23 protein-coding genes, 1 tRNA gene and 1 pseudogene are annotated in these 23,243 nt (G+C 45.9%); 9 read left to right on the top strand and 16 right to left on the bottom strand.

Features of this window, described 5'->3' with window-relative positions; translation table 11 throughout:
- On the top strand, positions 1 to 470 hold a 470-nt coding region (locus ACLQ7H_RS11845; protein ID WP_411752833.1), incomplete at its 5' end, for a substrate-binding domain-containing protein.
- A gap of 234 nt (positions 471 to 704) precedes the next feature.
- Here the strand turns inward: ACLQ7H_RS11845 and ACLQ7H_RS11840 are convergent.
- The 10 genes from ACLQ7H_RS11840 to ACLQ7H_RS11795 form a co-directional block, all read right to left on the bottom strand.
- Complete coding sequence (locus tag ACLQ7H_RS11840; RefSeq protein ID WP_411752832.1) at positions 705 to 1,538, bottom strand: DUF4942 domain-containing protein; 834 nt, start codon at positions 1,536 to 1,538, stop codon at positions 705 to 707.
- A 112-nt stretch (positions 1,539 to 1,650) separates the two neighbouring features.
- Complete coding sequence (locus ACLQ7H_RS11835; RefSeq protein ID WP_411752831.1) at positions 1,651 to 1,971, bottom strand: TA system toxin CbtA family protein; 321 nt, start codon at positions 1,969 to 1,971, stop codon at positions 1,651 to 1,653.
- A 38-nt stretch (positions 1,972 to 2,009) separates the two neighbouring features.
- Positions 2,010 to 2,333, bottom strand: a complete 324-nt coding sequence (locus tag ACLQ7H_RS11830; protein WP_411752830.1) for a type IV toxin-antitoxin system YeeU family antitoxin — start codon at positions 2,331 to 2,333, stop codon at positions 2,010 to 2,012.
- A 12-nt stretch (positions 2,334 to 2,345) separates the two neighbouring features.
- Positions 2,346 to 2,816 carry a RadC family protein gene (gene radC / locus ACLQ7H_RS11825; RefSeq protein WP_411752829.1) on the bottom strand — a complete coding sequence of 157 codons (471 nt, stop codon included), beginning with the start codon at positions 2,814 to 2,816 and terminating at the stop codon, positions 2,346 to 2,348.
- A 70-nt stretch (positions 2,817 to 2,886) separates the two neighbouring features.
- The gene (locus tag ACLQ7H_RS11820; protein ID WP_411752828.1) at positions 2,887 to 3,708 is read right to left on the bottom strand and encodes a DUF932 domain-containing protein; all 822 of its coding nucleotides are present in this window, start codon (positions 3,706 to 3,708) and stop codon (positions 2,887 to 2,889) included.
- A gap of 121 nt (positions 3,709 to 3,829) precedes the next feature.
- On the bottom strand, positions 3,830 to 4,282 hold the full coding sequence (locus ACLQ7H_RS11815) for an IrmA family protein (protein WP_411752836.1): 453 nt from the start codon (positions 4,280 to 4,282) through the stop codon (positions 3,830 to 3,832).
- A gap of 125 nt (positions 4,283 to 4,407) precedes the next feature.
- On the bottom strand, positions 4,408 to 5,040 hold the full coding sequence (locus tag ACLQ7H_RS11810) for a hypothetical protein (RefSeq protein WP_411752827.1): 633 nt from the start codon (positions 5,038 to 5,040) through the stop codon (positions 4,408 to 4,410).
- A 5-nt stretch (positions 5,041 to 5,045) separates the two neighbouring features.
- A complete protein-coding gene (locus tag ACLQ7H_RS11805; protein WP_411752826.1) occupies positions 5,046 to 5,747 on the bottom strand; it encodes a helix-turn-helix transcriptional regulator in 702 nt (233 codons plus the stop codon).
- A 213-nt stretch (positions 5,748 to 5,960) separates the two neighbouring features.
- Positions 5,961 to 6,836, bottom strand: coding sequence for a GTPase family protein (locus tag ACLQ7H_RS11800; protein WP_411752825.1), 876 nt, complete (start codon positions 6,834 to 6,836; stop codon positions 5,961 to 5,963).
- Positions 6,837 to 6,933: 97 nt separating this feature from the next.
- Entirely contained in the window at positions 6,934 to 7,809 is an 876-nt protein-coding gene (locus ACLQ7H_RS11795) for a hypothetical protein (protein WP_411752824.1), read from the bottom strand.
- A 572-nt stretch (positions 7,810 to 8,381) separates the two neighbouring features.
- Between ACLQ7H_RS11795 and ACLQ7H_RS11790 the strand changes: the two genes are divergently transcribed.
- From ACLQ7H_RS11790 to ACLQ7H_RS11780, 3 genes are all read left to right on the top strand, one after another.
- Entirely contained in the window at positions 8,382 to 8,960 is a 579-nt protein-coding gene (locus tag ACLQ7H_RS11790; protein WP_411752823.1) for a hypothetical protein, read from the top strand.
- 109 nt (positions 8,961 to 9,069) lie between these two features.
- Positions 9,070 to 9,276 (top strand): helix-turn-helix transcriptional regulator, encoded by a 207-nt coding sequence (locus tag ACLQ7H_RS11785; RefSeq protein ID WP_411752835.1) that lies wholly within the window; start codon positions 9,070 to 9,072, stop codon positions 9,274 to 9,276.
- An 85-nt stretch (positions 9,277 to 9,361) separates the two neighbouring features.
- Entirely contained in the window at positions 9,362 to 9,937 is a 576-nt protein-coding gene (locus tag ACLQ7H_RS11780; RefSeq protein ID WP_411752822.1) for a hypothetical protein, read from the top strand.
- A gap of 428 nt (positions 9,938 to 10,365) precedes the next feature.
- On the opposite strand, the gene ACLQ7H_RS11775 is transcribed toward ACLQ7H_RS11780, so the two are convergent.
- Positions 10,366 to 10,845 (bottom strand): toll/interleukin-1 receptor domain-containing protein, encoded by a 480-nt coding sequence (locus tag ACLQ7H_RS11775; RefSeq protein WP_411752821.1) that lies wholly within the window; start codon positions 10,843 to 10,845, stop codon positions 10,366 to 10,368.
- 707 nt (positions 10,846 to 11,552) lie between these two features.
- On the opposite strand from ACLQ7H_RS11775, the gene ACLQ7H_RS11770 reads away from it, so the two are divergent.
- The 3 genes from ACLQ7H_RS11770 (at position 11,553) to ACLQ7H_RS11760 (ending at position 15,895) form a co-directional block, all read left to right on the top strand.
- Positions 11,553 to 11,840 carry an HNH endonuclease gene (locus ACLQ7H_RS11770; RefSeq protein WP_411752820.1) on the top strand — a complete coding sequence of 96 codons (288 nt, stop codon included), beginning with the start codon at positions 11,553 to 11,555 and terminating at the stop codon, positions 11,838 to 11,840.
- Between the two features lie 73 nt (positions 11,841 to 11,913).
- Positions 11,914 to 13,962, top strand: a complete 2,049-nt coding sequence (locus ACLQ7H_RS11765; RefSeq protein ID WP_411752819.1) for an ATP-dependent nuclease — start codon at positions 11,914 to 11,916, stop codon at positions 13,960 to 13,962.
- A 10-nt stretch (positions 13,963 to 13,972) separates the two neighbouring features.
- Complete coding sequence (locus ACLQ7H_RS11760) at positions 13,973 to 15,895, top strand: UvrD-helicase domain-containing protein (RefSeq protein ID WP_411752818.1); 1,923 nt, start codon at positions 13,973 to 13,975, stop codon at positions 15,893 to 15,895.
- 573 nt (positions 15,896 to 16,468) lie between these two features.
- Here ACLQ7H_RS11760 and ACLQ7H_RS11755 read toward each other — a convergent pair.
- The 5 genes and pseudogenes from ACLQ7H_RS11755 to ACLQ7H_RS11735 form a co-directional block, all read right to left on the bottom strand.
- Positions 16,469 to 19,720, bottom strand: coding sequence for a hypothetical protein (locus ACLQ7H_RS11755; protein ID WP_411752817.1), 3,252 nt, complete (start codon positions 19,718 to 19,720; stop codon positions 16,469 to 16,471).
- A 58-nt stretch (positions 19,721 to 19,778) separates the two neighbouring features.
- Positions 19,779 to 19,949: pseudogene (locus ACLQ7H_RS11750) on the bottom strand (integrase); the annotation flags it as partial.
- A gap of 60 nt (positions 19,950 to 20,009) precedes the next feature.
- Positions 20,010 to 21,218, bottom strand: coding sequence for a tyrosine-type recombinase/integrase (locus ACLQ7H_RS11745; RefSeq protein ID WP_411752816.1), 1,209 nt, complete (start codon positions 21,216 to 21,218; stop codon positions 20,010 to 20,012).
- A gap of 195 nt (positions 21,219 to 21,413) precedes the next feature.
- Positions 21,414 to 21,490: transfer RNA gene (locus ACLQ7H_RS11740), tRNA-Arg, on the bottom strand.
- A gap of 285 nt (positions 21,491 to 21,775) precedes the next feature.
- The gene (locus ACLQ7H_RS11735; RefSeq protein ID WP_411752815.1) at positions 21,776 to 21,988 is read right to left on the bottom strand and encodes a hypothetical protein; all 213 of its coding nucleotides are present in this window, start codon (positions 21,986 to 21,988) and stop codon (positions 21,776 to 21,778) included.
- 228 nt (positions 21,989 to 22,216) lie between these two features.
- Here ACLQ7H_RS11735 and folD point away from each other — a divergent pair, with 228 nt between their 5' ends.
- Together folD and ACLQ7H_RS11725 are read left to right on the top strand one after the other, a co-directional pair.
- Entirely contained in the window at positions 22,217 to 23,083 is an 867-nt protein-coding gene (gene folD / locus ACLQ7H_RS11730) for a bifunctional methylenetetrahydrofolate dehydrogenase/methenyltetrahydrofolate cyclohydrolase FolD (protein WP_411752814.1), read from the top strand.
- 11 nt (positions 23,084 to 23,094) lie between these two features.
- Positions 23,095 to 23,243, top strand: a 149-nt coding sequence (locus ACLQ7H_RS11725) for an RNA-binding S4 domain-containing protein (protein ID WP_411752834.1), incomplete at its 3' end; no start/stop codon positions are given.

Genomic DNA, 23,243 nt, shown 5'->3' with positions numbered 1-23,243 from the left:
TTAGCTGCACTGATCTGGTTAAGTCTGGCGTGGCTATTGCGGTGAAAGAAGTGGCGCAGATTATTGATGTTAGCTGTGAGGCTGCGGTAAATCAGGCCGTTTTGGCGGCCAAAACGATCGGTTACTCAACGGGCCCGAGTGGCGTATACCTGGCTGAACTTTTCGAGCGCTGGGGCATTGCGGATCAAATCAAAGATCGGATTGTAAAGATTCCACCAGGAGTCCCTGTCGGTTCTCTGGTTGCCAAGGGGGAAGTGGAACTTGGATTCCAGCAGCTCAGTGAACTGCTTCCTCTAAAAGGGATTACCCTACTTGGGCCTTTGCCCGCTGATATCCAGATAATGACGCGTTTTTCAGCAGGTGTTCCCCTTAAGAGTAATCAGCAAGAAGCCGTTAAGATATTGCTGAAATTCCTGACATCGCCTGCGGCGGCAGAGGCTAAAATCAACAACGGCATGGAGCCGATCTGAGCTTATTCATTTTAATGGATTAAAAGCCGCTCTGTATCCTTGCCATATTAGGTTGACGTTGGGATACGGTGATATCAGCTGTATCAAGCAGTACAAGGGCTTTGATGGATTTTAGCACCCTACAGGATTCGAATACGTCAGTTAAACATTTGTTTAATATCTATAAAATCGTGTTCGATAAAATTTGTACCAACATTTATACCAACAGATAAATTTGTTAGAAAATACAGCCTATTATCGCTGGGCTAGCATGCCCGGATAATGCTTGGCAATGATATCATTCATTCTCTCAGTCAGCTCAGGTCGCTTGAATGTCAGGTGAGCGGTTCCCTTCTGAAAGTAACGAATGCTAAAGAACTCATCTTCGTAAACGTCCTTAGCCGTATTATCACGAATATACTCCATCAATCGGTTAGAGATATCACCCCGGTTGTCAGGAATAGGTTTTCCATCCAGCAGAAACAGCATTCGCTCCAGGTCCGCTAGCTGATCCCGACGCCAGCCCCAGTTCAGACTAAATCCCCAGCGGTTATGCGTAACAAGATTGTTGATGATAACCTTCTTACCAAAGCTGCAGGGACTATTGGTTTTGTAATCCCACGACAGCCCTTTGAAGACGTTAATGATGCCACGTTCGAAGACGTCCATTTTGTTCAGATGTAGCTGCTCAAAGGTACTGAGGATATTCGCCTCGCTGATTGCAGGAAGATCGCCCTCCTCCAGGTTCTTATGCCACTGATCGCGAGCCCGAGCATCCATCAAGGCCATCATGCCAGACTTCAACATCAGGTCACGCCAGATACTGCGATCTATATTGCGGGTGACGGCAGGCATCGCTTTATCAGTCTTCTCAGTCAGCCAGCTATCGTAGCGGTGCCCTGACTTCATCGCCCAGTCTTGCGCTGTACCACCACCGATTTCTGAGGTTAGCCGTGAAATGGCATCAAGCTGCTCAATGAGTTGTTCAATCTGTTTAAGTGCGGAATCGCGACCAGTGACTACACGTCCGATACTGGTCGAAAGGATGAGTTCATTGTGTTCCGTCAACACGTCGGGTTCTGTTTGCATCGTAATCGTCCATAAAAGCAAACACGCCTGCCGGGAGTGGCAGGCGCATTATGCGATGAATAAAAAGGGTGGGAAGTTCAGAGGTAAAAATCAGGAACGAAGCTCGAAGAATTTAAGTATTGATCAATCCGGTAGCTCGTCTGGCTCTGAGAATATCGGTCGCGGTCAGAAATGGTGTCTGTTCCTGCCATGTAAACCCTTTGCGGTCAGTGCGAACCAGTTCATAGCGTTCCACTAGGAAATTCACCGCATCAGCAAGCGTTATTCCTGCTTCAATATGCTCCTCAATGGCAGTGTCGTCGTGGAATAGTGTGTCGTTGAGTGTCAGGCCGTAATGGTGTTCCAACAGATACGTTAACAGTTGCTGCCACACCTGCACGGGCGACAGACGTAACGAAACCGGCACCGAGGCCGGTACAGATGAAATTTGCATGAGTTGAGTCCTGATAAAAGAAGAAGAGAGAGAAGGTGTTACTGGGTTGGATAAATAGAAATGTAAACGTAGCCCCAGCTACCACGGGTATCAGCTATGCAGGTTAAACTCGCAAACTGAATGGTCACCTGATGTTGCTGACGTGGATTTAGCTCGCCGGAGCGCAGCAAATTTTCCAGTTGTTCTATAAACAACGGGAAAGCCTGATCCAGTTTCTGTAATTGCTCCGAGCTGAAGCTCCCCGTCAACCCAGCCCTGTCAGCCAGGTAATGCAGCCGGTTACCTTCCTGAACCAATCTTGCGCCAAATCGTGGGATGATATCGCTTTGTAACCACCATTCATGGAGTGGTGTTAATGGCATGAAAACCTCCGTTTAAAGCAAACCCTGCTCAGCAAAAGAAACCACTTCATTCCCAACCACAAGATGATCCAGCACTCGCACTTCGACCAGTGCCAACGCTTTTACGATCCGCTGAGTAACATGTTTGTCCTGCTGGCTGATTTCTGCCGTACCTGACGGATGGTTGTGCGCCAGAATTACTGCAGCGGCGTTGTGGCGCAGAGCAGCTTTCACCAGCTCACGGGGATGTACTTCGGTATGGCTGATGGAGCCCGTAAACAACGCTTCGTGCTCGAGCAGGCAATGCTGGTTATCAAGATACATTACGAGAAATACCTCCCGCTCCTCGCGAGCCAGTTGTAGCTGCACCCAGCTTTTAGCAAAACTGGTGGCGGTAAACTGTTTACCCGGCTGGCGCTGATATTTCTCCAGCAAGCGCAGGGCTCGCCGGATAACACGCTGCTCATTTGCAGGAAATGTCGTGGATAAATGAAGTGTAGACATATCAGTTCCTTAAAACACAAAGCCCCGCCGGTTTATCGACAGGGCTTGAAGGGAGTCAGGATAAAAAGATTCATGAGGCAAACTGCAGCATATTCTCGGCCATAACCCACAGGGCGCGGTTAAGCTTCACATCACCGTCGATACCTTTTACAGCACGGGTGTGGGCACGTTTACCTTTGGTCGTTCGCCCCGACAGCCCGCCTTTAATCAGGTTTTCCTGAATACGCTGGTAAGTGGTCCACAGGTCATTGTTTTCGTCCTGCCAGCGGCGCGGGGAAAGGATCTGCGATTCCGTCACCGGCTGATGCTCTTCGCCAAAGCGGTAGGTTAATGCTGCTTTTGCCATTGCCAGTTGGGCCGGTGGTGGCAACAGCAGCGACTGCATGGCATCGCGTTTCTCTTCCACTCGATCAAATATCCCCAGTACTTCGTAAGCCCCTTCAATGACTTTCTCCACCACATTGCCTTTATGCGGCACACGTACCTCACCAAGACTCTCACCGCAAATCAGTCCATTTTGGCAAACTGATCTAAATAGCCCCGGTAGCATCTGGTATGAGCTGGAGCCGTCATGGCTGTTAAGCAGAATGATTTCTGGCACCTGTTTGCCAGTGATTTGGCCTTCGCGGCGCAGGCGCAGCATGTGTTTGGTGTGTTCACGCTTGCTCTGGTCCCGCACACGGGTCTGGCAGGCAAAGAACGGCTGGAAGCCTTCACGTTGCAGGTTATCGAGCAGGGTAATAGTCGGGATGTAGGTGTACCGGTCGCTGCGTGATTCATGCTTTTCCTCACTAAAGACACTCGGTACATAATGCGCCAGTTCATCACGGGTTAGCGGGCGGTCGCGACGGACAAGATTGACCGCACCAAAGCGGCTGGCTAATCGGGTCATGGTTAGTTCCTTATTCAGAGAATAAAAACGAAAAGGCCATGCTTCCCGAAGGAGGCATGACCTGATTTGTAGTGAGGGCATTGTGTTAAGTTAAGGTTTGGCAGATGCAAAGCTAAGCCAGTTATGATGCCTTATTCCCGGCAACCGATACCGGTAGTGGCTGGTAATATTGTGGATCGAATATAGACAGGGGCAGGTCAACCTGATAACCGTTATGCTTTTCTTTTGCCTTCATGATTTCGACTGAACTGACGTTTTCCGCACATTCATGCTCCAGAAAAGCCTCCTGAGAACGGGTAGCGTCATTATCGCCAAAGGGGACTACGTCCATGGTACCTGTCGCCAGTGTGTTGCCTGCTTTGTCTTTCAATCTCAGTGAAACAGCCAGTTGGCCGAAACCCACTCCGCTACCACCATTATCCAGGCGGAACTGATACACGCAGATATTACCGGGCGTCCACATGGTATCGGTGTTGCGGATGCTGATATAGCGTTGTTCGTCAGCATAAGCGGATGACAGGTGGCACAGCATTAAACTGGCTATGACAGGTAAGGCTTTAACAAATTGGCTCATGGGTGGCGCGATTTTGCGGTAAATAGGCTTTGCCCATACCCTTGCCGTCATGAGAGTAGGTATCGCAATAACCTTCTGATAATCCTTTTCCATCGATCTTTGCCTTTAGTGGTATTGAGAAGAGATCAGCAGTTTCCTGTGCGGCGACATAATTCAGCGAGACTTTGCTGTGCCACCCATTGCTGGAGCTTTCGATCTTCTTCCGAACGTTTAGCAGTCAGAACGGCCTGCTGTTGTTTATTCACACAGTTATCCGGCATGACCATAACTACCTGTGGGCTGAATTGCTGCCTGATTTTAGCCAGCTCGTTTTCCACATTATCGACGCGAGGATAGCCGTAGAGAACATTCTGCTCGGCCTCGTCTCTTGCCCAGAATTTGTTATCAATAATGGCGAAATAACATCCATTTCCGTTATTCTCTCCCTGGTAGACCGTTTCAATATCGTTGTAATTACCGCTAAGTGGATTCAATTTCAGCTGACGGATGGTGTGAGCTTTCTTGTCAGCCAGGAAAATTGCACCGCCGCCACGGACACGTAGTAGAAACTGATTCGTCCACGGGTAGTTATCAATCACGCTGGCTTGATAGAGCATGTTGTGCAGCTTTTTGTCATCCATGCCATCGGAAGATTTCCAGCCATCGGCCTGCATGTATTGCCAGGCTTTGACAGTACCGACAGTGTTTCCAGCGTCAGCCGGAAAAACAGCACCAAGGTAAAAGCTGGCGGCCAGCACTGTAGTGGTAAGCAATTTCATTGTGATTATTCCTTCTGAGGTATAAGCCCGTCGTCAGTCGCGACAAGCAATGAATGGAAAAAGCGAAAGTGGGGTAAAGCCTGAAGAAAATCCGGGTCAGAGAGGATGTCGCGCATCGCCATATCTGGAGCGAAGCTGCCGTTGTGGAGCGTGACCGCCCGAATATCGGTCAGGGGAAAAACGGCAATCCGGGTCTGATACTCACCCGTCAGATACCATTCTCCCTCACGCAGAACCAGGCGATAGGGAGCAAGGTCTGTGCAACGACAACCGCTTCCCAGTAGCGTCACCTTCCGGTGTTCCGATACCGCGCTCACCAGTCGTGTAAACACGCCCGAGTCTGGGGATGATATCTGTGCAACTCCCTGCCAGATAAGGCAGGGAGACTCACCGGGACCGCTCAACAGTGAAGCGACCAGATGGTTATCCATATCAGGAAACAGTGCTTCAACGCCCGACTGGCGGGCAAATGTCATCACCGCCAGCTCTCTCTGGCGGCCGCCGGATAACAAGCGACACTGACCTTTGCGATACTCCAGATCCAGATACATCAGCCGTTCCCGAAAGTCCCGGCGCAAGGTACGGACCGACACACCAAATTCGGTTGCCAGCGTTCGCAAATCCAGCGTTTCACCCGCCACCAGGCGGCTGATAATTAACGACAGCCTGACGGCAAGCCGGTCATGACGGCGTTCAGCCTGAGTCATGAGACAGGTTCTCCAGTGAGATAATTAGCTGAAAATAAAACAGTTATTTTAACGAGGGGGTGGGACAGGGAATGGACACAAGAAGACGTATTTTTTATTGTTGCAGAAATCAACTGTGGCGAGGCTTAGAAAGAAAACATACCAAACTCGATAGCTTATAAAGCATCAGAACGGACAGGGTATGTCCCGGCGATAACCGTAAGTGAGCTAGAGTTAGAAGAAAATCCAGTTCCACACGGCACGCGCAGCGGATATTACGGCATCGCGAGCTGTACGAATGATCGCTTTTAGTGGTGCGGGAATAAATGATGCCGCTTCCGCAGAATCAAACGCTTCTCCAACCGCCTGACCAAAACCCTCACGCGCCTGCTTTTTTACCGGTTCACTGCATAACCTCCCGTGCAGTTGTGTCGCCAGCGGGCTGGTGGCACGGACCGGCAGGCAACGCATCATGGTTTCGACCATTGACGGTAGATTCCATTCTGTCCTGGCTGAGATGGCGCACACCGGATGGTACGGTGAAAATAGCTGGCGAATGGACTCCAGCTTGGCCTCAATATTCACCAACTGGTGCGGTGATGGCCCATTGCTGGTCGCGTTCCATTCATGACATGGCTCGATTTTGTCAGTCTGGTTAACGACAAACAGCACCCGTTTTTGGTAGTCAGTCATCACACGCCGGTAGAAACGTTCATCGATGGAGAAAGCACGATCATCGGCTTTGATAACCCACAGGATGAGATCCAGCTCAGGGAGAATATGACGATATAGAGATTCATATTCTTTATCTCTTTGCTCGCCCTCACCTACACCGGGTAGGTCTACCAGTATCAGGCTATGGTCACCGCTGTTCAGACGGAATCGCAGTACATCACGGGTGCAGGCTTGGACATCATTTACGGGCGTGACCTCACCCTGGAAAAGCGCATTGCAGAGCGACGATTTTCCCACGCCTGTTTTGCCCATGATGCCAATGACCGGTTCGTAATGAGTGAGCTTTTGAATATGGTCAAGAATATGTTTTCTAATGGCATAGGGGAGCGATGCTAGCGGCTTTTCGATGGCCTGCAGACCTTCTTTTTTTTTCATAAAACAACCTCAGACAGAAAAATAAAACCCCCGAGCCAGGAGAGCTTCTGGGGTGATTCACGGTAATAACATCTGCCTGAAATTATTTTTAATGTTATTATTTCTTTGCGTTTTTATTTTTGTATGCAGCCTTAATTGCATGTTCAACTACTTTATCGTTCGATATACATTCGTCCGAAGCCAATGTCCTTAACATTCGATGAGTATCTTCAGAAATGTAGATGTTAAGTGGCTTTAGTTTTTTAGTTACTTTGTTTTTCAATCTATTTTTTTGTGTCGCCCATGCACTTTTGAACTTAATTTTAAATAAGCTCACAGTATCAGGTGACTCTGAGTTTTTCTTTTTCCATTCGAAGTATAGGGCGTAGCACCATGCAAGAGTTTCGTCTCTGGTATTACCACAAACGCGTACACCTAAAGACGGAACATGCTTCTCTAGATAACCTTTTAACCAACCAGAAATATCATTTTCTTGGGAGGAAAAATCACTAAAAAGATCTTCATACTCAATTAATCTAGCCCATTCTATTGCTTTAGATTTTATAAACTCCGTAGGTGTTCTACTAAGTGGCCAGCTGTGAATTACTTTCCTAATATTCTGTATCCTGACAAGGTGATCGGGCTGTAAAGAGTCTGGAGACAAAATACTAAGAACCCCCACTCCCAACGCCATTCCTTGCGTTTCAGAATATAATTCACATGCCAACCACAGGCTCGCACGAGCATCACTTTTAAACCATCCAAGATCAACTTCCGAAGGGAAGGAAAATGATTGATAGCTTTCCACTCCTGCGAAGAAGTTATCTAACTCCTGCTCCTCATGACCAAGAGACTGGCAGTGTTTTCTGACGCGTTCGAGATAGACGCGATAATTCTTATCACCTGCATGTGATGGGCAATTAATATTGTATCGCTGTAGCGCATTTTCCAGGATTTTTATCATTTCACCATCATTACGTATTGCCCGAACCATTTTCAATCTCCTCACAACTTAATCACTTAGTGATTTACCGTGATTTAAAGTTTATTATCAATTTGTTTTACAGGTAATTCATATTTATTTCAAGTGAATAAATTTAAAGAAAACATGGATTAATGATGCGTAATCACTGGACGAAGTGGTATCTGACTGGTGATTTTATTACAAAATATTAGCGACAGGAATGCCTATCAGGGACGTGGGACAGTTCAAGGATAAAGCAGTCATATCCACAAATTCGGGGTAGCTCAAAAGTTAGTGAGAGCAAAACTGTGGCACTGTTACTTTTTTGATGGCATATCCGGTCTATGATTTGGTCGCCAATTCGTACCCTCCGTCGAGCATGATTTTCCATCATCCTCGATTATCACCTCAGGAAATGGGTTATGCTGTAAGCAGCCATGATAGGGAATTAAGGTTAATTAATATTATTAAAAGAAGTAGATATACCTATCACATCCCGTATGCCTAAAAGATGATAAGCATGTACTGGATAAACCTATCGACTTATCCAAGTAAAAATTACAGGACTACCTCTTCCTTTGAATCACTACTGAGGAAGAAAAATGAAAAGACCATATAACGCCAACCCAAAGTATGAAATGGAAGGTCTATTGCTGACTGATATCAATATGCATATGGAGGCGATGTTCCAGCGTTTTGCAAAATTACTACCTTTCAGGATCGACTTTGCGTATAAAAAGAGCTCAGCAAGCTTTGGTCATGCCTGCAAACATTCAATGTATAACGATGTCCTAATATTGATTAAAGAGTTCGGGAAATACCTTCCGATTGTGGGCTATTACTGGGTTATAGAGTACACGAAGAGAAAAGGACTGCACGTCCATTTTGTTTGCTATCTAAATGGGCAGTTTCAGAACTGTCATTATCCTATATCCCGAGCGATGGGGAATATTTGGAAAAAAGTAACAGATAATGATGGATATCATCACCTTTGCGTCCCTAAAGATATTTACGAAGTAAAAATTGGCAAGGTTATCCGACATTTTGATACGGACGAGATCGATGATTTGCGTTATGTCATTAGCTATCTGGCTAAATGTGAGCAAAAGGAAAATGGCATCATCGCGGGTAAAAGCGTGATACCGGTAAAAAGCAACCGAGGTAGACCACGCATACGCTGAACAACCTTCACTGACTTTTTACAGATTCACCGGTTGGTATGTCGGAGCTGGCATGAGTAATCATCAACCACGACTCCGGCTAACCCAAATGCTACCGGAGAACTCAATCATGACCATCAAACCTTCCTTATTTGAAGACCAATTTGTCGATATGGCTTTCATTACCCGTCTGTTAGGCGTCAGCAATAAGTGGATATACCGACTCATCAAAGATGGTGTCTTTCCGAAACCCATCAAGCTGGGGCGCAGTTCCCGCTGGCTACAAAGCGAAGTAGAGTCCTGGTTGCAGGAGCGTATCAGCCAGTCTCGTCAGTAACCACCTTTCTGAAAACCATCAGCGTCATCTCCCCAAAGCGCAGTATGACGCTAGTTTGAACACAGCACATACGGATAATTCCCCCATGCAAGATACAATCGCTCGCTATGATTTTTTACTCAAAACTTACCAAAGCTGGCTTACTGACTTGACCAAACTGACTGTCAGGCATGGAATATGCCATCAGAATATTTATCCCAGCCATTACCTTACACTTTCCACACTTTACTTCCCTGATACCGGCCCTGTACCTGGGATCGTGCCACAGTGCCTATACCGAATGATCTATAACAAAACCAAACCAGAGCCGTTGAGTATTCAAAATGATTTACGTCTTAGCCTGGAGACTGACGGGCAGTTACTTTTTACTCACGGAGGGCTGGAGGGCGTATTGCTTAGCGAGTGCGTCAGACTCAAGCAACGCTCACTTGCCAATAAACTGATAAGCCTGCTTCAGCAGTTCAATAACGTGGAGTATCGCCATAAGCTTGTTTGGCTTTTTTGGTATGACCGTATGCTCGGAGCACCTCTTGATGACTGGCTGGAGAACCTTAAAAAAATGGATGATGGAGAGTTCTGCTTTTGGCTGTTGCAGCGTCAGGAAGAAAACGAAGAGTTAGCCCATCTGATGGATGAATATGTGAACTTTACGTACAACTGATTGATGCGTAGAGCTTTTCCGCGTGGCGCCATGCCTAAACTCCATTTGCTGCATCTTACCTCTCTTCTATAGCAATACAGATAGTTATGCCACTACATTCAGCAATCCCGCCTGTAATCCTTGTATGTTTAAAGTGAAATCAGATGTTTCTCCTGGTGCTGAAGCACGTCCGTTATCTGGGGAGGTCGCTCGGGTGTGGGGGCACGCTTTACATGGAAATGCTTGCAGCGGTACGTTACAACCCGCAATAAATCTTATCTCACATGGTAAACCTAAAAAATGGCGCTAACCGCCTGTATCAGAAAGTTTATTACTATTCTGAATGCAAGGCTTTGTGGTGAGTCGCAGTGTCGATGTGAATGAATTTAACGGACAGAAAAACCTGCCCGTTAAATAGATGAATGAAGTGAACAACTTTGGGTTAGTTGTTAGAGCGTTACCAGCTCGGAGAGTTTTTCAGCGATATTTGCCATAGTATCTTCTGCGGTATTTAATCCACTTCGCGAGCCGAGTAAGGGGCTGACTTCGCGGAGAGCTTCATAACTTGTGTCGTGTACAATAGGAACGAGCAGATCACGAGCCAAGAGTGCCGAAAGCTCTTTTTCTGCAATGCCTTCTCCTGCAAGACGCTTCAACAACGCAGGGGTCACCAGCACAATTCCTACTCGCGACTTCGCTAGGCCCTTATCTATTTCGCGTAGCAATGTTGCTCCGAGGAGGACATCCTTTTCACTGAACCAAACCGATACACCGCGAGATTCTAGCTGGTCATGCAGTTCTTTGGCTGCTCCTTTGCGGTCATCCCATGCATGGCAAAGAAAGACATCTCGAAGATCAGGTACGGCTGCTCGTTTCTCGACGTTTTCTCGGACTGGTGTGAGCGTTCTCACCTCGGCAGGAGTGTACACCGCGGATGAGCCAGTTCGTGACCAGCGTGGTTTACTGCTGCTACTAGATCCGCCGCCGCTACCAGATCCACTGACACCATTCCCTGAAGAGGGATAGGAAGGAGCCGAATATGAGGAGTACGAGCGATAGCTTCCGTAACGGCTACTGCATGCGGGGCAAGCTGCAGCTCCGCTCGCTGTACGGTGCCCATTTATTGGTGCTGTGCATCTTGCCATGTACTTATCCTTCTAAGAAGTGGTTTGGGTAGTCTGACCTGCATCTCTTTGATTAAAAGGCCATTGCGCATGAATACTGGTTTAATACCCAGCATGGTTGAATATACAGATTAATAACCATTCGATCAACGCTGTTATTTTTATGAACAGTTGACTTCAAACGCAACAACTCCCCCATTACGACACATCCCTCAATGACATCAGGTCAATAACTAAGGGCATCACTCCCTTGTCAGCTAAAACGGCACAGAGGGCACTACAAGCGAAAATAACAACATATGAAACAGAAGGTTAATATCAGTACAATTTAGGGACATGAGCATTGTATGGGCGACAACGAACTGAATGTCACGAATGTTCACCGGGTAATAATGCACTTCTGCAGGGACACTCCATGGTTAGCCCTCATATCGGTGCCGCATTTTTCTGGTTTTGAAAAAAAGTACACTCGAGCGTAGATCCGCCCCGCAAAGGGGCGTTTCAGACGTGCAGTGATATCAAACTGGGAAAACCAGTGTGCTATTACCGGTACACGGCTCGCTCTCGAGGCCGCCCATATCCTTAGTCACGCTAGCGGCGGTAATGCGAGCGCGGAAAACGGAATCTGCCTCGCTGCGGATTTGCATACGCTGCTGGATTCTGGCCACCTGCTTATTCTTAATGGCACCCTTCGCCTGTCAGATGAAGCAAAAGGCGACCTCCTCTATGCGGCACTGGAAGTGCACTATGCTACGAATACCTCGCGTAAAAGTCCGTTTCCCGGTACTTTAACGACATGAATTGAGGACGTAATGTCGTCATTCCGTTTCATCTAAGATGCATCAAATGTGAGATTTCTACTAAGGAGAAAACATGTATCTGAAGCACATCAGCGCATGCAACTATCGTGCTTTTGGAGATAGTGCATCCGCACCTGCACTCGACTGGGAGCTCAATCCAGGGCTAAATATCCTTGTAGGAGAGAATGATGCAGGAAAGACCTGTATCGTTGATGCTATCCGCCAGGTGCTGCTGACGACCAGTTATGAAAACATCCGTCTCTTCGAGCAAGATTTTCACATTCACGGCGCAATTCGTTCTAATACCCTTTGTATCGAGGCCACTCTGTGTGGGCTAAGTACCGATCAGGAAGCTTCTGTCCTTGAATGGTTGACACTTGGTGAAGATGGAACTTGCTCGCTCATTCTGCATCTTGAGGCACGCTTCCACCCACCCCAGGCAACTAAGCGTTCACGTGTTGAAACAATTGTGCGAACTGGAGTAAATGGTAGTGGGCCAGAAGTGGGTTATGCGGTAAGAGAATTGGTGCGAGCAACCTACTTAAGGCCCCTACGCGATGCTGAGGCGGAGTTAAGTTCAGGGCGCCAATCACGTCTGTCCCAGATTCTTGGGGCCCATAACCTTATTGCTGGGCAAGAGGTAAACGACTTCGATCAGACAATGCCAGCTAACATTCCTACGCAACTAGTCGGTCTGATGGCGTTCACTCAGCACCACCTTGGTCAGCATCAAGTTATCAAAAGTGTAGAGAAGGACATCAACGACAACTACTTGAGCCAATTTGCATTTTCCGGAGATGCAATTCAGTCGCGCATCCGTATCGCACCTAATCTAGCGCTCACGCCTATTCTGGAGAAGTTCGAGCTGTCGCTTCTTCCCGGAGCACACATTGATCCTGACGCTCGTTGCGCTCGCGGTCTTGGGTATAACAATGCATTGTTTATGGCTACTGAACTGGTGCTCCTGCGAGATGGCGAAGAACTGGGCCTCCTTCTCGTTGAGGAACCAGAGGCGCATCTCCACCCTCAGTTGCAAGAGCGCGTAATGGATCTCCTGAAAGAGCACTCTAACGATGATCAGGCACATAAGCGGGTTCAGGTCATTATGACGACGCACAGCCCATCTTTGGTATCAACTGCACGCATTGAAGACATAACATTGGTGCACAAGGCACAGACCTTTCCCCTGGCTGTCGGCAAGACGAAACTCAAACGAACCGATTACTCTTTTCTTCGCCGGTTTATCGATGCAACCAAAGCGAACCTCTTTTTTGCTCAAGGCGTCATGATGGTGGAGGGGCCTGCTGAAGCAATCTTGCTACCGGCTATTGCAGAGATGTGTGGTCGCTCATTCTCGAAGCATGGTGTATCACTTGTTAACGTCGGAAATACAGGGCTTTACCATTACGCCCGTATTCTCCAGCGAGAAGGAACTGGCCCGGATATCCCAATTCCGGTCGTTTGCCTGACAGACCGGGACATTGTACCTAACGTTGCGAAAAGCTACGTCTCAAAACCCGCTCAGGGTAAGCGCTTCGATTCTGATTATGACGCCGATGAAATGAAGCAAGTAGTTCAAAACAAGAAGGACCGTGCGGAAGGCGGAAATACGATCGTCTGTGTATCTGATCGTTGGACACTCGAATATGATCTTGCACACTACGGTTGCGCTAAGCTGATGTACCTCGCTATTTCCCTTGCCGTAAAAGCAAAGTCTCGCGATGAAAGGTTAGAAGAAAGCGACGAAATTGAGACACTTGCAGCGGAAGAAAAAAACTGGTCAGCACTGAAGGCTGCGGGTCACTCCGATGAAGCTCTCGCCGCAATTATTTATCAGCCTCTTCAAGAGAAAAAAGCTTCGAAGGCCATAGCAGCTCAGTATGCAGCTTATCTGGTTTGTACGGGCGCGTATGGCACGGATGACGAACTGTTCAATAAACTACCTCCATACGTGCAAACTGCACTATCACACCTGACGATAGATCCAAAATCCAAATCCTCAGCGGTGACAGGAGTTGTTACCGGAGCTGCCACATCGACTGGTGCAACTGCGGCGGCAGTAACAACAACCATGTCGGCAAGCTCTACCGTTCCGGCTAACGCGGCAACAAACGGTATTTAGGAGATCATAAATGAGTGCTGTCCATATCTCTCCAGACGACTTAGCCGAACTGACGACACTAGCCAGAGACCTGAACTTCGACGATGCTGAACGTCGTTCTGCCCTACTTGAAAACGGATCGCGTGATTTTAATGCAGTACCCGGAAGTGGGAAGACATCGCTTCTTGCTGCAAAACTTTTGTTGCTGGCTAGGAAATGGCCTTATGCACGCCGAGGCATATGTGTTCTAAGTCACACTAACGTTGCTCGCGATGAGATTGCACATCGCCTCGCGGGAACGGTTGAAGGAGCTCAACTTCTGAGCTACCCCCATTTCATCGGTACTATCCATAGCTTCGTCAATCATTTTTTTGCAATGCCCTTACTGCGTAGCCTAGGAGAGAAGATTGATGTCATTGATGATCAGGTGTTCGCAGATAAAGCTCGTTCTCTACTGCTGACGAGAAAATTTTCAGGCCTTCGCATTTATCTGGAAAACCAGAGGAATGGTGAAGGTATCGCCACTACGCTCTTCTATCGAACGGCGGCGCTTAGCGTGCATGTTGAAAGTGGCAGCCTGCCCGCATCGCACACCAAATCATACAATTCATTGATAGAAATGAAAAAGATGCTGGCGTGTCAGGGTATTTTTCGGCATCGTGACATGTTTGCATTTGCTGACCTTGCGCTTCAGACCTGCCCGAGGCTTCTTGATGTTGTCCATCGTCGCTTCCCGATGGTTTTCATCGACGAAATGCAGGATACCTCCTGGGATCAAGAGTCCTTGTTAAATCGTATTTTCGATGGCCGGTCAGTGATGCAGCGTTTTGGGGATATCGATCAGAAGATTCTCTCTGATGAAGAACAAGCTGAATTACTCACATTCCCACGGGCTGGGTATGGATGTATAAGCACCAGCAAACGGTTCGGTAAATCAATTTCCGATGCTGTAGGGTGTGTCCGTGTCAGTGGCGAGGCTGTTGTTGGTGAGGCCGAAAATGTCCATGCCCCAGTCCTACTCTTGTACAAAACGGATAGTGCAATCAAAGTGGTCGAACGCTTTGGTCAAATCGTTATTGACCAATTGAGCGAAGACAACATTGGTGTGCGCGAGGTTAAGGCGATGAGCGCTCGCAAAACCGGTGAGAGCAACGTTGACGCAGGTCGTCATCTTCTTGATTACTGTCCAACCTATGGCGGAGATAAGCTTAGTGCAGGAATACGCTCCGAAAGTTTCTGGAGTCTCATCGGTGACAGTAAAGGGGCTTTGAAAGAAACATCTTTGAGTTCAAGAGTTTCTGACGTTCGCAGAGCGTTATTGATTATTCTGCGTGCATCTGGGGCATCGTGGGCGCAAGACATTCGTGATGCACGAGCACTTCCACGAGCTGCAAAGGCTGTTACACCCACGGGAACTATTGATAAGTTAACACGGCAGCTCGCATTGTCCGGGGAGGCACTTTGTGCAGATGGTCAGCGAGATGCACTGACAGAACTGCTCTACACGCAACTTAAGCCATACCTTCCCGAAGAGATAAGCCTTGAAATATTTAAGGGACTGAGCACTTTCGAAGACGCAGGCGGGAGGGGGATACTAAACACTGCTGCCTCGGCGAAATGTGAAATTAGTTTTCAGGGGAGAAGCCTCGACATTGGACTCGGTACGGTTGCAGGGATGAAAGGCGAAACTCATGCCGCATCTTTAATCCTTGAATCCTACGGTGGGTCCAGTCGTAAGTTCGATGTTGCACTGGGGCTAGAGTATATTGCAGGAACAGCGGCCAAAAAAATTTCAAAGCTTCCTAAAACTCAACAGGCGCAAATGCGCAACCTTTACGTAGCAATGTCTCGACCTGCGAAATTGTTATGTCTTGCAGCGAACGAAAGCCGAGTTTCGCAGACTTTGCGTGATGCGCTTGTAGTTAAAGGATGGCATATAGAAGAAGTGACTTGAAAAAGTACATGTCAGCATAATGCATCCATTATCTTGATTAAGAAATGCTCGCTTCTCACTCACAGCGACCGTTTTGTATACGAATGCTGGCATCGTAGGGCCATAAACGGACATTACAAATAGCACCCTGTATTATCTAATTAAGCAAAGCAGTGGTTCACAGAACTCTTGTAACACATTCGACTAATGTCTAGACCTTCAGAAGGTTAGAGCCGCAGCAGGGTAGTATTCCAGTCGACCAAGGACGATTGTGTATCCAAAGACTTCCCTTCGGGGATGGTCTTCTCGATCAAATCACTGACTTGAATATGTTGTTGAGCTGTAGAGTAAGAAAATAACGATAACCCGTCAGTGATTATTGCGTTATATGCAACAATTAAGATTAATTATTAGAATTATTAAAACCCCTCTAGGCTGAGAAGCATTTAAGTCAGATGTAATTTGAAAAATACTTTTATAAATAACTGAAAATTGTCAGATCAACTCTGAATTAACACATATTTCCCGTGTGATTTTCAAAGGGATTTTTTGAACCCGCCCCCTTAGAGAGGCGGTATTCCTCATAGCAAAATACTATTTAGAATTTATCAATTCTAATAACGGGGCATCAACCACACCATCTGGAATATATGGATCATCGTCATCTAAATTGACACCAATACAATCAACATCATTTAAGCCAATTTCCCATGCCCACCTAACATCTAACGCGCTCATTTCTATTCCTAGACTGTCTTTTCTTGGAAAATCAGTAGTAATACACTTTAACATTGCATCACATCCGAGATAAAACTTTCCGCAGGAATGATAAGCAGCAAGGAATCTATCTAGGTTGACATTGTTATCGGGAGTCATCGTATTAATTCTGCTAATCATCGTCATTCTTTTAGTCATTGGAGTATTCTTCATATTCTCAGATATCAGTACTCTATAATGAGCTGGGTTTTTAACTGAGATACCTTTGACGATACAAACACGTAATCTGGATTTACTATCTGATAAGCCTACAGATGACATAAGGTCTTTGAATATATCCTCACCAGCACTAGCGTCTTTAAATAACAGATATAATCCTGGGTAACATGATTTAAATTGAGCGAAGCCCACCCCTTTCCAGCGTGTTCGATCCCATAGACGGGGCTTGATTAGACTTTGTATGGAATAATCTTTATGTGTAACATCTTCAGCACTTAGTTTTTCTTCCGGCATTCTTCCTTTTCCAAATACTGGGTCACTAGCACCATCCGCCTCCAATACTTTAGGGAATTCATTATCCCAGGATTTATTTCTTAGAAGAGAATAAGTTTTCTTTTCATCACTATGGGAATAAAGCTTTTTAATTTGCTGGTCGATATCATTTCCAAGAATATTTTCAATCGCTTTGATGCAAGATCCGAAGCTAATTGCTCTTTCAAATGCCGAATCTTCAAAAATCATTTTTTCAACATAATTTGTTTTCTTAATAAAGAATAACTCAGGAAGAAGATTGAAAACGATTTTTTTAAATTCTTCCGTGATTTTTTGTTGATCATCTATTCTAAAAAAACTTGTATCAAAACCAGAACAGTTTATTATAAGGTTCAATTTGGCTTGGTCGCTATTGATTTCGTGTGATAGTGACAAACCATCTTCATCATCTGCTATTATTTCAATAAGTAAAAATGCTTCTTTAAGATGGATGTTATCAATTTCACAGGTTGCAAAAGCACTTTCTAAAAGAGATAAAACATTAGTTGAAAACTCTATAAATGGTGAACGATTTGGAAAGCTAATTTCTATGACGCATCCAAAAATAAAAGACTTATATATCCCTCGTTTCTCATGATTATCTAAAATACCTTTGCTATCAAATCCTGCATCAAAGTCACGAATTTTTTGTAAAAAATCATTATGGTCACTATCGGCGGTAACCTCGTATTCACGCTCGAAATCTTCAATATAACCTAATGCGTATTTTAGACATCCCGACGATACAAAAATTCCTAATCTATCAAGTTCGTCAGGTATATTACACTGCCGTTCTATTTCCTTCAGATTAGTGTTTAAAATAAGCTTGCTTATATATAAATCAATTTGCTGATTTTCTTTATCTCCAAATGAGCCATCACTGATATTGTGGTTAATTATTAAAAATAATTCATACCATAAAAGGGCGTGAGCCAACTTCCCTAGCTTAATTTCCACAAGACATAAATGATAATAAATCTCAACCTGCTTTAATGATATCTCATCATATTTCCAGTAATTATCCGTAATCAAAGAAGCTGATAGTAGCAAGCAAGAACGTGAACTCCATAATAACCCAATGGATTCGTAAGCATAAGCTATAGCTTTTAACGCTAATATTAATTTATCCCGTGACTCCTCTTTATAGAGTGGAAGAAGAGATTTTCCTAAATGCTTTATTGCCTGGTAATGGTGACCATTTTGGATTCTCTTTATGCCTCTTCGTAGATTTAATAATGCTCCTTTAACTTCACCGTCTCTTAGAGCGGATTGCTCAGTCATATAGTCTAATAAATTTTCATATGAATCAACCTCGAAAAAAATATCATCTAGCTCATTTAAAAGATGAAAGTTTTTCTCAAAAGGATAACCTATTAAATTTTCACTATTTTTAATTATTTCATGTAACTCATCAAACACAGCAGAAGCATCTTCTACATTTGAAAAAGTTGTCAGTGCATAAATGACTTTATGAGTTTTCGCTGTGAGTGCATTACTGGGCCGGGATTCATCTTCAGCTATGTCATCTAATTTTGATAGCATATTACGCTCGATATTTTCAATATCGATTGAAGGGGTTTCACTATTATATTTAATATAACTTTTGTGAACTGTTACTAGATTTAATATCTTCTCCCATTTTGCAGAGTTTGTTGATGATAATATACAATCATAGGCCAACTGAAGGTTTTCTTCGAATAAGTTAAAATCCTCCAACCAAAAATGAGATTTCCAAGCATATTGATAGTATGCATCTAATAATTGCTGATTCGTTCCAAATTTCATTGCTATTTTTATAGCTCTTTCAAACAAACCTTGTGTTTCAAACACTGATTTTTCAAGCTCAGCACTTAATTCTGCAATTTCTAAAAACATATCTACTTGTTCATATGTAATCTCGGTAGGATTTGCATTATCTTTTATATACCCAGATAGTTCTTCATATTTATTTTGTTTCTTATAATCATTTTCACCAAAAACCACTTCACGTTTATATTGAGTAGGGATTGATAAAGTTTCAATAGCCAAATGCTCAAGATGGTTTTTGTAGATCTGATCTAATATCCAATTTATATCCAATACACGCACGTCTACTTCTACTTGTTCTTTTAGTTTATCTTCAACCTCTGAACGAATATTCGATTTGGCAGATTGATTCGTAACACAGAATATCTTTGTATAACCGCGCCCTGTTTCTTTTATTTTAAGCACGTCCTCATAGCATTTTTTCTTCCAGTCCTTACGCGTACTGACGGCAAAGGCCCAACGTTCTTTATTTGATGTTTCATTAATTCCCTCGAACCAAAGAAGTTTACTCTGTTCTGAAACAGGGAAGGTTTGTGTGTCGGTTTTACCATCACCTCCAGCTACAGGGCCAGTCTGCTCAAGGAGATTAGGGCAAATGACTTTTTCACATATTTTTTTCGCAAAATCTTCGAATTGCAATTCTTGATTTCTTGTATTTAGCGTAGAAAGGAAGTGTTCAAGTACAACCCTATCTAAAGTGCCTATCTCTCGGATCGTTGAATCAGAAAATCTTTCAGGACGACGGCGCTTTAAAAATTCTTTAGATGAAAATTTGGCTTCCTGTACTTTCATGATTGTTATGCTCCATTTGTTACCGACATCAAACCCTTGTGTTTATTCACTGGAGTTATTATTCATACTGCTTTTTTGAATAAAACACCAGTAGTGTACTATGTTCAGACAAGCTAGCTATGTAATCACTATACCACTGCATCATTTCTCTCCTCCCTTCCAGGTACTGTGCATGATTGTAAGTCACACGAACCGTGTTTTAATCCACATGTGCAAGCTGTGACCCAATTTACGTCGAGCTACAGCATTGCTTATAGCGATAGATACTCATCCTGCAACTGCAGAAAATTTATGCCTTTTTACGAATATTTACTGCGATTCCCCTAGCCGCCAACCCATCCATATAATCCCCGTACCACTGCAACATCTCCCTACGCTGCTCCAAATACTGCGCATGGTTGTACGTACCACGAATGGTGTTCTTATCCACATGAGCCAGCTGTAACTCAATCCACGCCGTGTTATAGCCTTGTTCGTGCAGGATGGTACTCATCGTGTGCCGGAAGCCGTGTCCTGTAGCCTTCCCATGATACCCAATCCTTTTCAGTACCTGATTGATACTCGCTTCGCTCATTGGTTTGGTGATGTCGTTGCGCCCAGGAAATACCAGGTTATAACGGCCAGTAATTGCCTGGATCTCTCGTAGTGCTGCCACAACTTGATCAGATAGTGGCACAAGGTGAGGTCGACGCATCTTCATCCTTTCTACCGGTACTTCCCAAACCCGCTTGTCGAAATCGAACTCTTTCCATTCAGCCATGCGGAGCTCAATGGTACGAACGCCAGTTAGCATCAGAATCTTTGTTGCAAGCCGAGTTATTGGGCTACCGGAATAAGCAGCGAGAGCCTCTAAGAAAGCAGGAAGTTCGTCCGCTAAGAGGTGAGGGTAATGTATAGATTTTGGCGGGGTTAATGCACTTGCCAGCTCTGAGGCTGGGTTAGTTTCAGCCCGACCGGTGACAATGGCATAGCGAAAAACTTGGTTACAGGCTTGGCGGATTTTGCGCAGCTTATCGAGGACACCACGTTTTTCGAGTTTACGTAGTGAACTGAGGATCTCCAGAGGCTTGATCTCTGCAATCGGGCGCTTACCAATATCTGGGAAGATATCATTTTCAAACGCTTCCATAATGTCTTCAGCGTAACCCTTCGACCAGTTAGGGCGTTTGTACTCATGCCATTCCAGAGCGATCGCTTTGAAGGTATTTTCCACTGTAGCTTTGCGAGCTTGTTTCTCAACCTTTTTCTGTTCACTGGGGTCGATAGCGTTAGCAACTTGCCGCTTAGCTTCATCTCTCCGCTGCCTGGCTTCAGATAAAGAAATCTCAGGATAGATACCCAACGCCAACATCTTTTGTTTACCGTCAAAACGGTACTGTAAGCGCCAGTATTTAGATCCATTGGGATGAACCATTAAATGCATTCCTTCGCCATCGGTAAGCTTATAAGGCTTGTCGGTAGGCTTTGCACTTCTTACCTTTACATCGGTTAATGCCATTTGAGGCTCTCCGTTGCTGGCTGTTGGTACAAGATTCCATTGAACGGGGATGTACCATCACATATACCAACAGATACTACTTGATGCCGGTGGGTGTAGGTAGACTCTGAGAGAATTTCGACGCGCTAAAATCAGTCAACTCACTGAATTTCAGGCATAAAAAAAGACGTCGGTTGACGTCTGTTTACTTCAAAATGGTACGCCCTACAGGGCTCGAACCTGTGACCTACGGCTTAGAAGGCCGTTGCTCTATCCAACTGAGCTAAGGGCGCATTAAAATGCGGATGCGGCAACCGAGGTTGCGGAGTTGGATTATACGGTCAGAGGTTATTGAGTCAATGCCTTTTGTTGATGTGCTGGCCGCAAGCGTGCTTTATGGTGATTATTCGCACAAATCAACAGCTAAAAGCAAACCTAACGCGATGATCTGACTAGGTAAATACCCGACCATAACGGCCAATAGCCTCTCCTTATTCCCAAGACCTACGGCTTAGAAGCCCGTAGGTCTATCCAACTGAGTTGATGCATTAGTTGCTTGAGCAAAGGAGCGCTACGCATCATTGGCGCCCCCTTTTGGACCACTGCGCCATACGCTGGCTCCAGGAAGGACGGCCCTCCTTCGGCTTACAAAGCCGATGTAATGCCTGCAACAACGCCACCTGCGCCGGATACAGTGAGGAATCAAACACCGTTTCACCAATATGCCGCTGTTCATCTGGTGGATTTCCACCAGGATGGTGTAATGGATAGAGCCAAGTAATCGTCTGCATGATCCTGCCTCCATAGGCCCCAAACGCTAGGGGCGATGGGTTAAGCCTAAAAGACGGGAGGTAAAAAAAGCGTAGAGGATCATTCCGTTGGTGTAAAAAATGTCTAAACCGCTACGCAATCGTGTGCTTATTCTCTGCATTAACCCGATCGAAAGCCTGACAGCGCGCCTCTCTTCTGCCAAAATAGCGCCATCCCCCGCTTTTCTTAAATGATGGATTTCCTCACTGATGGCAGCAAAGATTATTGATGGCAAAACGATTGCGCAGCAGGTTAGAAACGAAGTGGCTGAGCAAGTGAAACAACGTCTGGCGGCTGGCAAGCGTGCGCCAGGCCTGGCGGTGGTACTGGTTGGTGAGAATCCGGCTTCGCAGATTTATGTCGCCAGCAAGCGCAAGGCCTGTGAGGAAGTGGGCTTTATCTCCCGCTCTTACGATCTGCCCGCCTCCACCACCGAGCCTGAACTGCTGGCGTTGATCGACAAATTGAACGCCGATCAAGAGATTGACGGCATTCTGGTGCAGCTCCCTTTGCCTGCGGGCATCGATAACGTAAAGGTGCTGGAGCGTATCAGCCCGGATAAAGACGTGGACGGTTTCCATCCTTACAACGTCGGCCGTCTGTGCCAGCGCGCGCCTAAACTGCGCCCTTGTACCCCACGCGGCATTGTCACCCTGCTGGAACGCTACAACATTGATACCTATGGCCTGAACGCCGTAGTAGTGGGTGCCTCCAACATCGTTGGCCGCCCGATGAGCATGGAGCTACTGCTGGCTGGCTGTACCACCACCGTCACGCACCGCTTTACCAAAAACCTGCGTCACCACGTCGAAAATGCCGATCTGTTGATCGTTGCCGTGGGCAAGCCTGGGTTTATCCCAGGAGATTGGATCAAACCGGGTGCAATCGTGATCGATGTCGGCATCAACCGTTTGGAAAGTGGTAAAGTCGTCGGCGACGTAGACTTCGCTGCCGCCAGCGAACGCGCGGCCTACATTACTCCGGTTCCTGGTGGCGTCGGCCCCATGACCGTTGCTACACTGATCCAAAATACCTTGCAAGCCTGCGAGGAATTTCACGACGTTCAACCTAACTAAGTTAAGGCAGTATGGAAATTTTTAATCTGGAAAGTCACCCTCATGTCGAACTGTGCGATCTGCTGAAGTTCCAGGGCTGGTGTGACAGCGGCGGTGCCGCCAAAGAAGTGATCGCCGCAGGGCAGGTCAAAGTAAACGGTCAGGTCGAAACGCGTAAGCG

Source organism: Serratia sp. (in: enterobacteria) (genome assembly GCF_046715635.1).
Taxonomy (GTDB): Bacteria; Pseudomonadota; Gammaproteobacteria; order Enterobacterales; family Enterobacteriaceae; genus Chania.
Note: the sequence above shows the minus strand (reverse complement) of the source record. Positions and strands in the feature narration are given on the sequence as shown.

Excerpts from the sequence above, each read along its gene's own strand:
- ACLQ7H_RS11790 (WP_411752823.1), top strand. The coding sequence starts at position 8,382 with ATGAAAAGACCATATAACGCCAACCCAAAGTATGAAATGGAAGGTCTA.
- ACLQ7H_RS11745 (WP_411752816.1), bottom strand. The coding sequence starts at position 21,218 with ATGGCATTAACCGATGTAAAGGTAAGAAGTGCAAAGCCTACCGACAAG.
- ACLQ7H_RS11735 (WP_411752815.1), bottom strand. The coding sequence starts at position 21,988 with ATGCAGACGATTACTTGGCTCTATCCATTACACCATCCTGGTGGAAAT.
- ACLQ7H_RS11820 (WP_411752828.1), bottom strand. The coding sequence starts at position 3,708 with ATGACCCGATTAGCCAGCCGCTTTGGTGCGGTCAATCTTGTCCGTCGC.
- ACLQ7H_RS11795 (WP_411752824.1), bottom strand. The coding sequence starts at position 7,809 with ATGGTTCGGGCAATACGTAATGATGGTGAAATGATAAAAATCCTGGAA.
- radC (WP_411752829.1), bottom strand. The coding sequence starts at position 2,816 with ATGTCTACACTTCATTTATCCACGACATTTCCTGCAAATGAGCAGCGT.
- ACLQ7H_RS11815 (WP_411752836.1), bottom strand. The coding sequence starts at position 4,282 with ATGAGCCAATTTGTTAAAGCCTTACCTGTCATAGCCAGTTTAATGCTG.
- ACLQ7H_RS11835 (WP_411752831.1), bottom strand. The coding sequence starts at position 1,971 with ATGCAAATTTCATCTGTACCGGCCTCGGTGCCGGTTTCGTTACGTCTG.
- ACLQ7H_RS11800 (WP_411752825.1), bottom strand. The coding sequence starts at position 6,836 with ATGAAAAAAAAAGAAGGTCTGCAGGCCATCGAAAAGCCGCTAGCATCG.
- ACLQ7H_RS11755 (WP_411752817.1), bottom strand. The coding sequence starts at position 19,720 with ATGAAAGTACAGGAAGCCAAATTTTCATCTAAAGAATTTTTAAAGCGC.
- ACLQ7H_RS11785 (WP_411752835.1), top strand. The coding sequence starts at position 9,070 with ATGACCATCAAACCTTCCTTATTTGAAGACCAATTTGTCGATATGGCT.
- ACLQ7H_RS11765 (WP_411752819.1), top strand. The coding sequence starts at position 11,914 with ATGTATCTGAAGCACATCAGCGCATGCAACTATCGTGCTTTTGGAGAT.
- ACLQ7H_RS11780 (WP_411752822.1), top strand. The coding sequence starts at position 9,362 with ATGCAAGATACAATCGCTCGCTATGATTTTTTACTCAAAACTTACCAA.
- ACLQ7H_RS11805 (WP_411752826.1), bottom strand. The coding sequence starts at position 5,747 with ATGACTCAGGCTGAACGCCGTCATGACCGGCTTGCCGTCAGGCTGTCG.
- ACLQ7H_RS11830 (WP_411752830.1), bottom strand. The coding sequence starts at position 2,333 with ATGCCATTAACACCACTCCATGAATGGTGGTTACAAAGCGATATCATC.
- ACLQ7H_RS11810 (WP_411752827.1), bottom strand. The coding sequence starts at position 5,040 with ATGAAATTGCTTACCACTACAGTGCTGGCCGCCAGCTTTTACCTTGGT.
- ACLQ7H_RS11840 (WP_411752832.1), bottom strand. The coding sequence starts at position 1,538 with ATGCAAACAGAACCCGACGTGTTGACGGAACACAATGAACTCATCCTT.
- ACLQ7H_RS11760 (WP_411752818.1), top strand. The coding sequence starts at position 13,973 with ATGAGTGCTGTCCATATCTCTCCAGACGACTTAGCCGAACTGACGACA.
- folD (WP_411752814.1), top strand. The coding sequence starts at position 22,217 with ATGGCAGCAAAGATTATTGATGGCAAAACGATTGCGCAGCAGGTTAGA.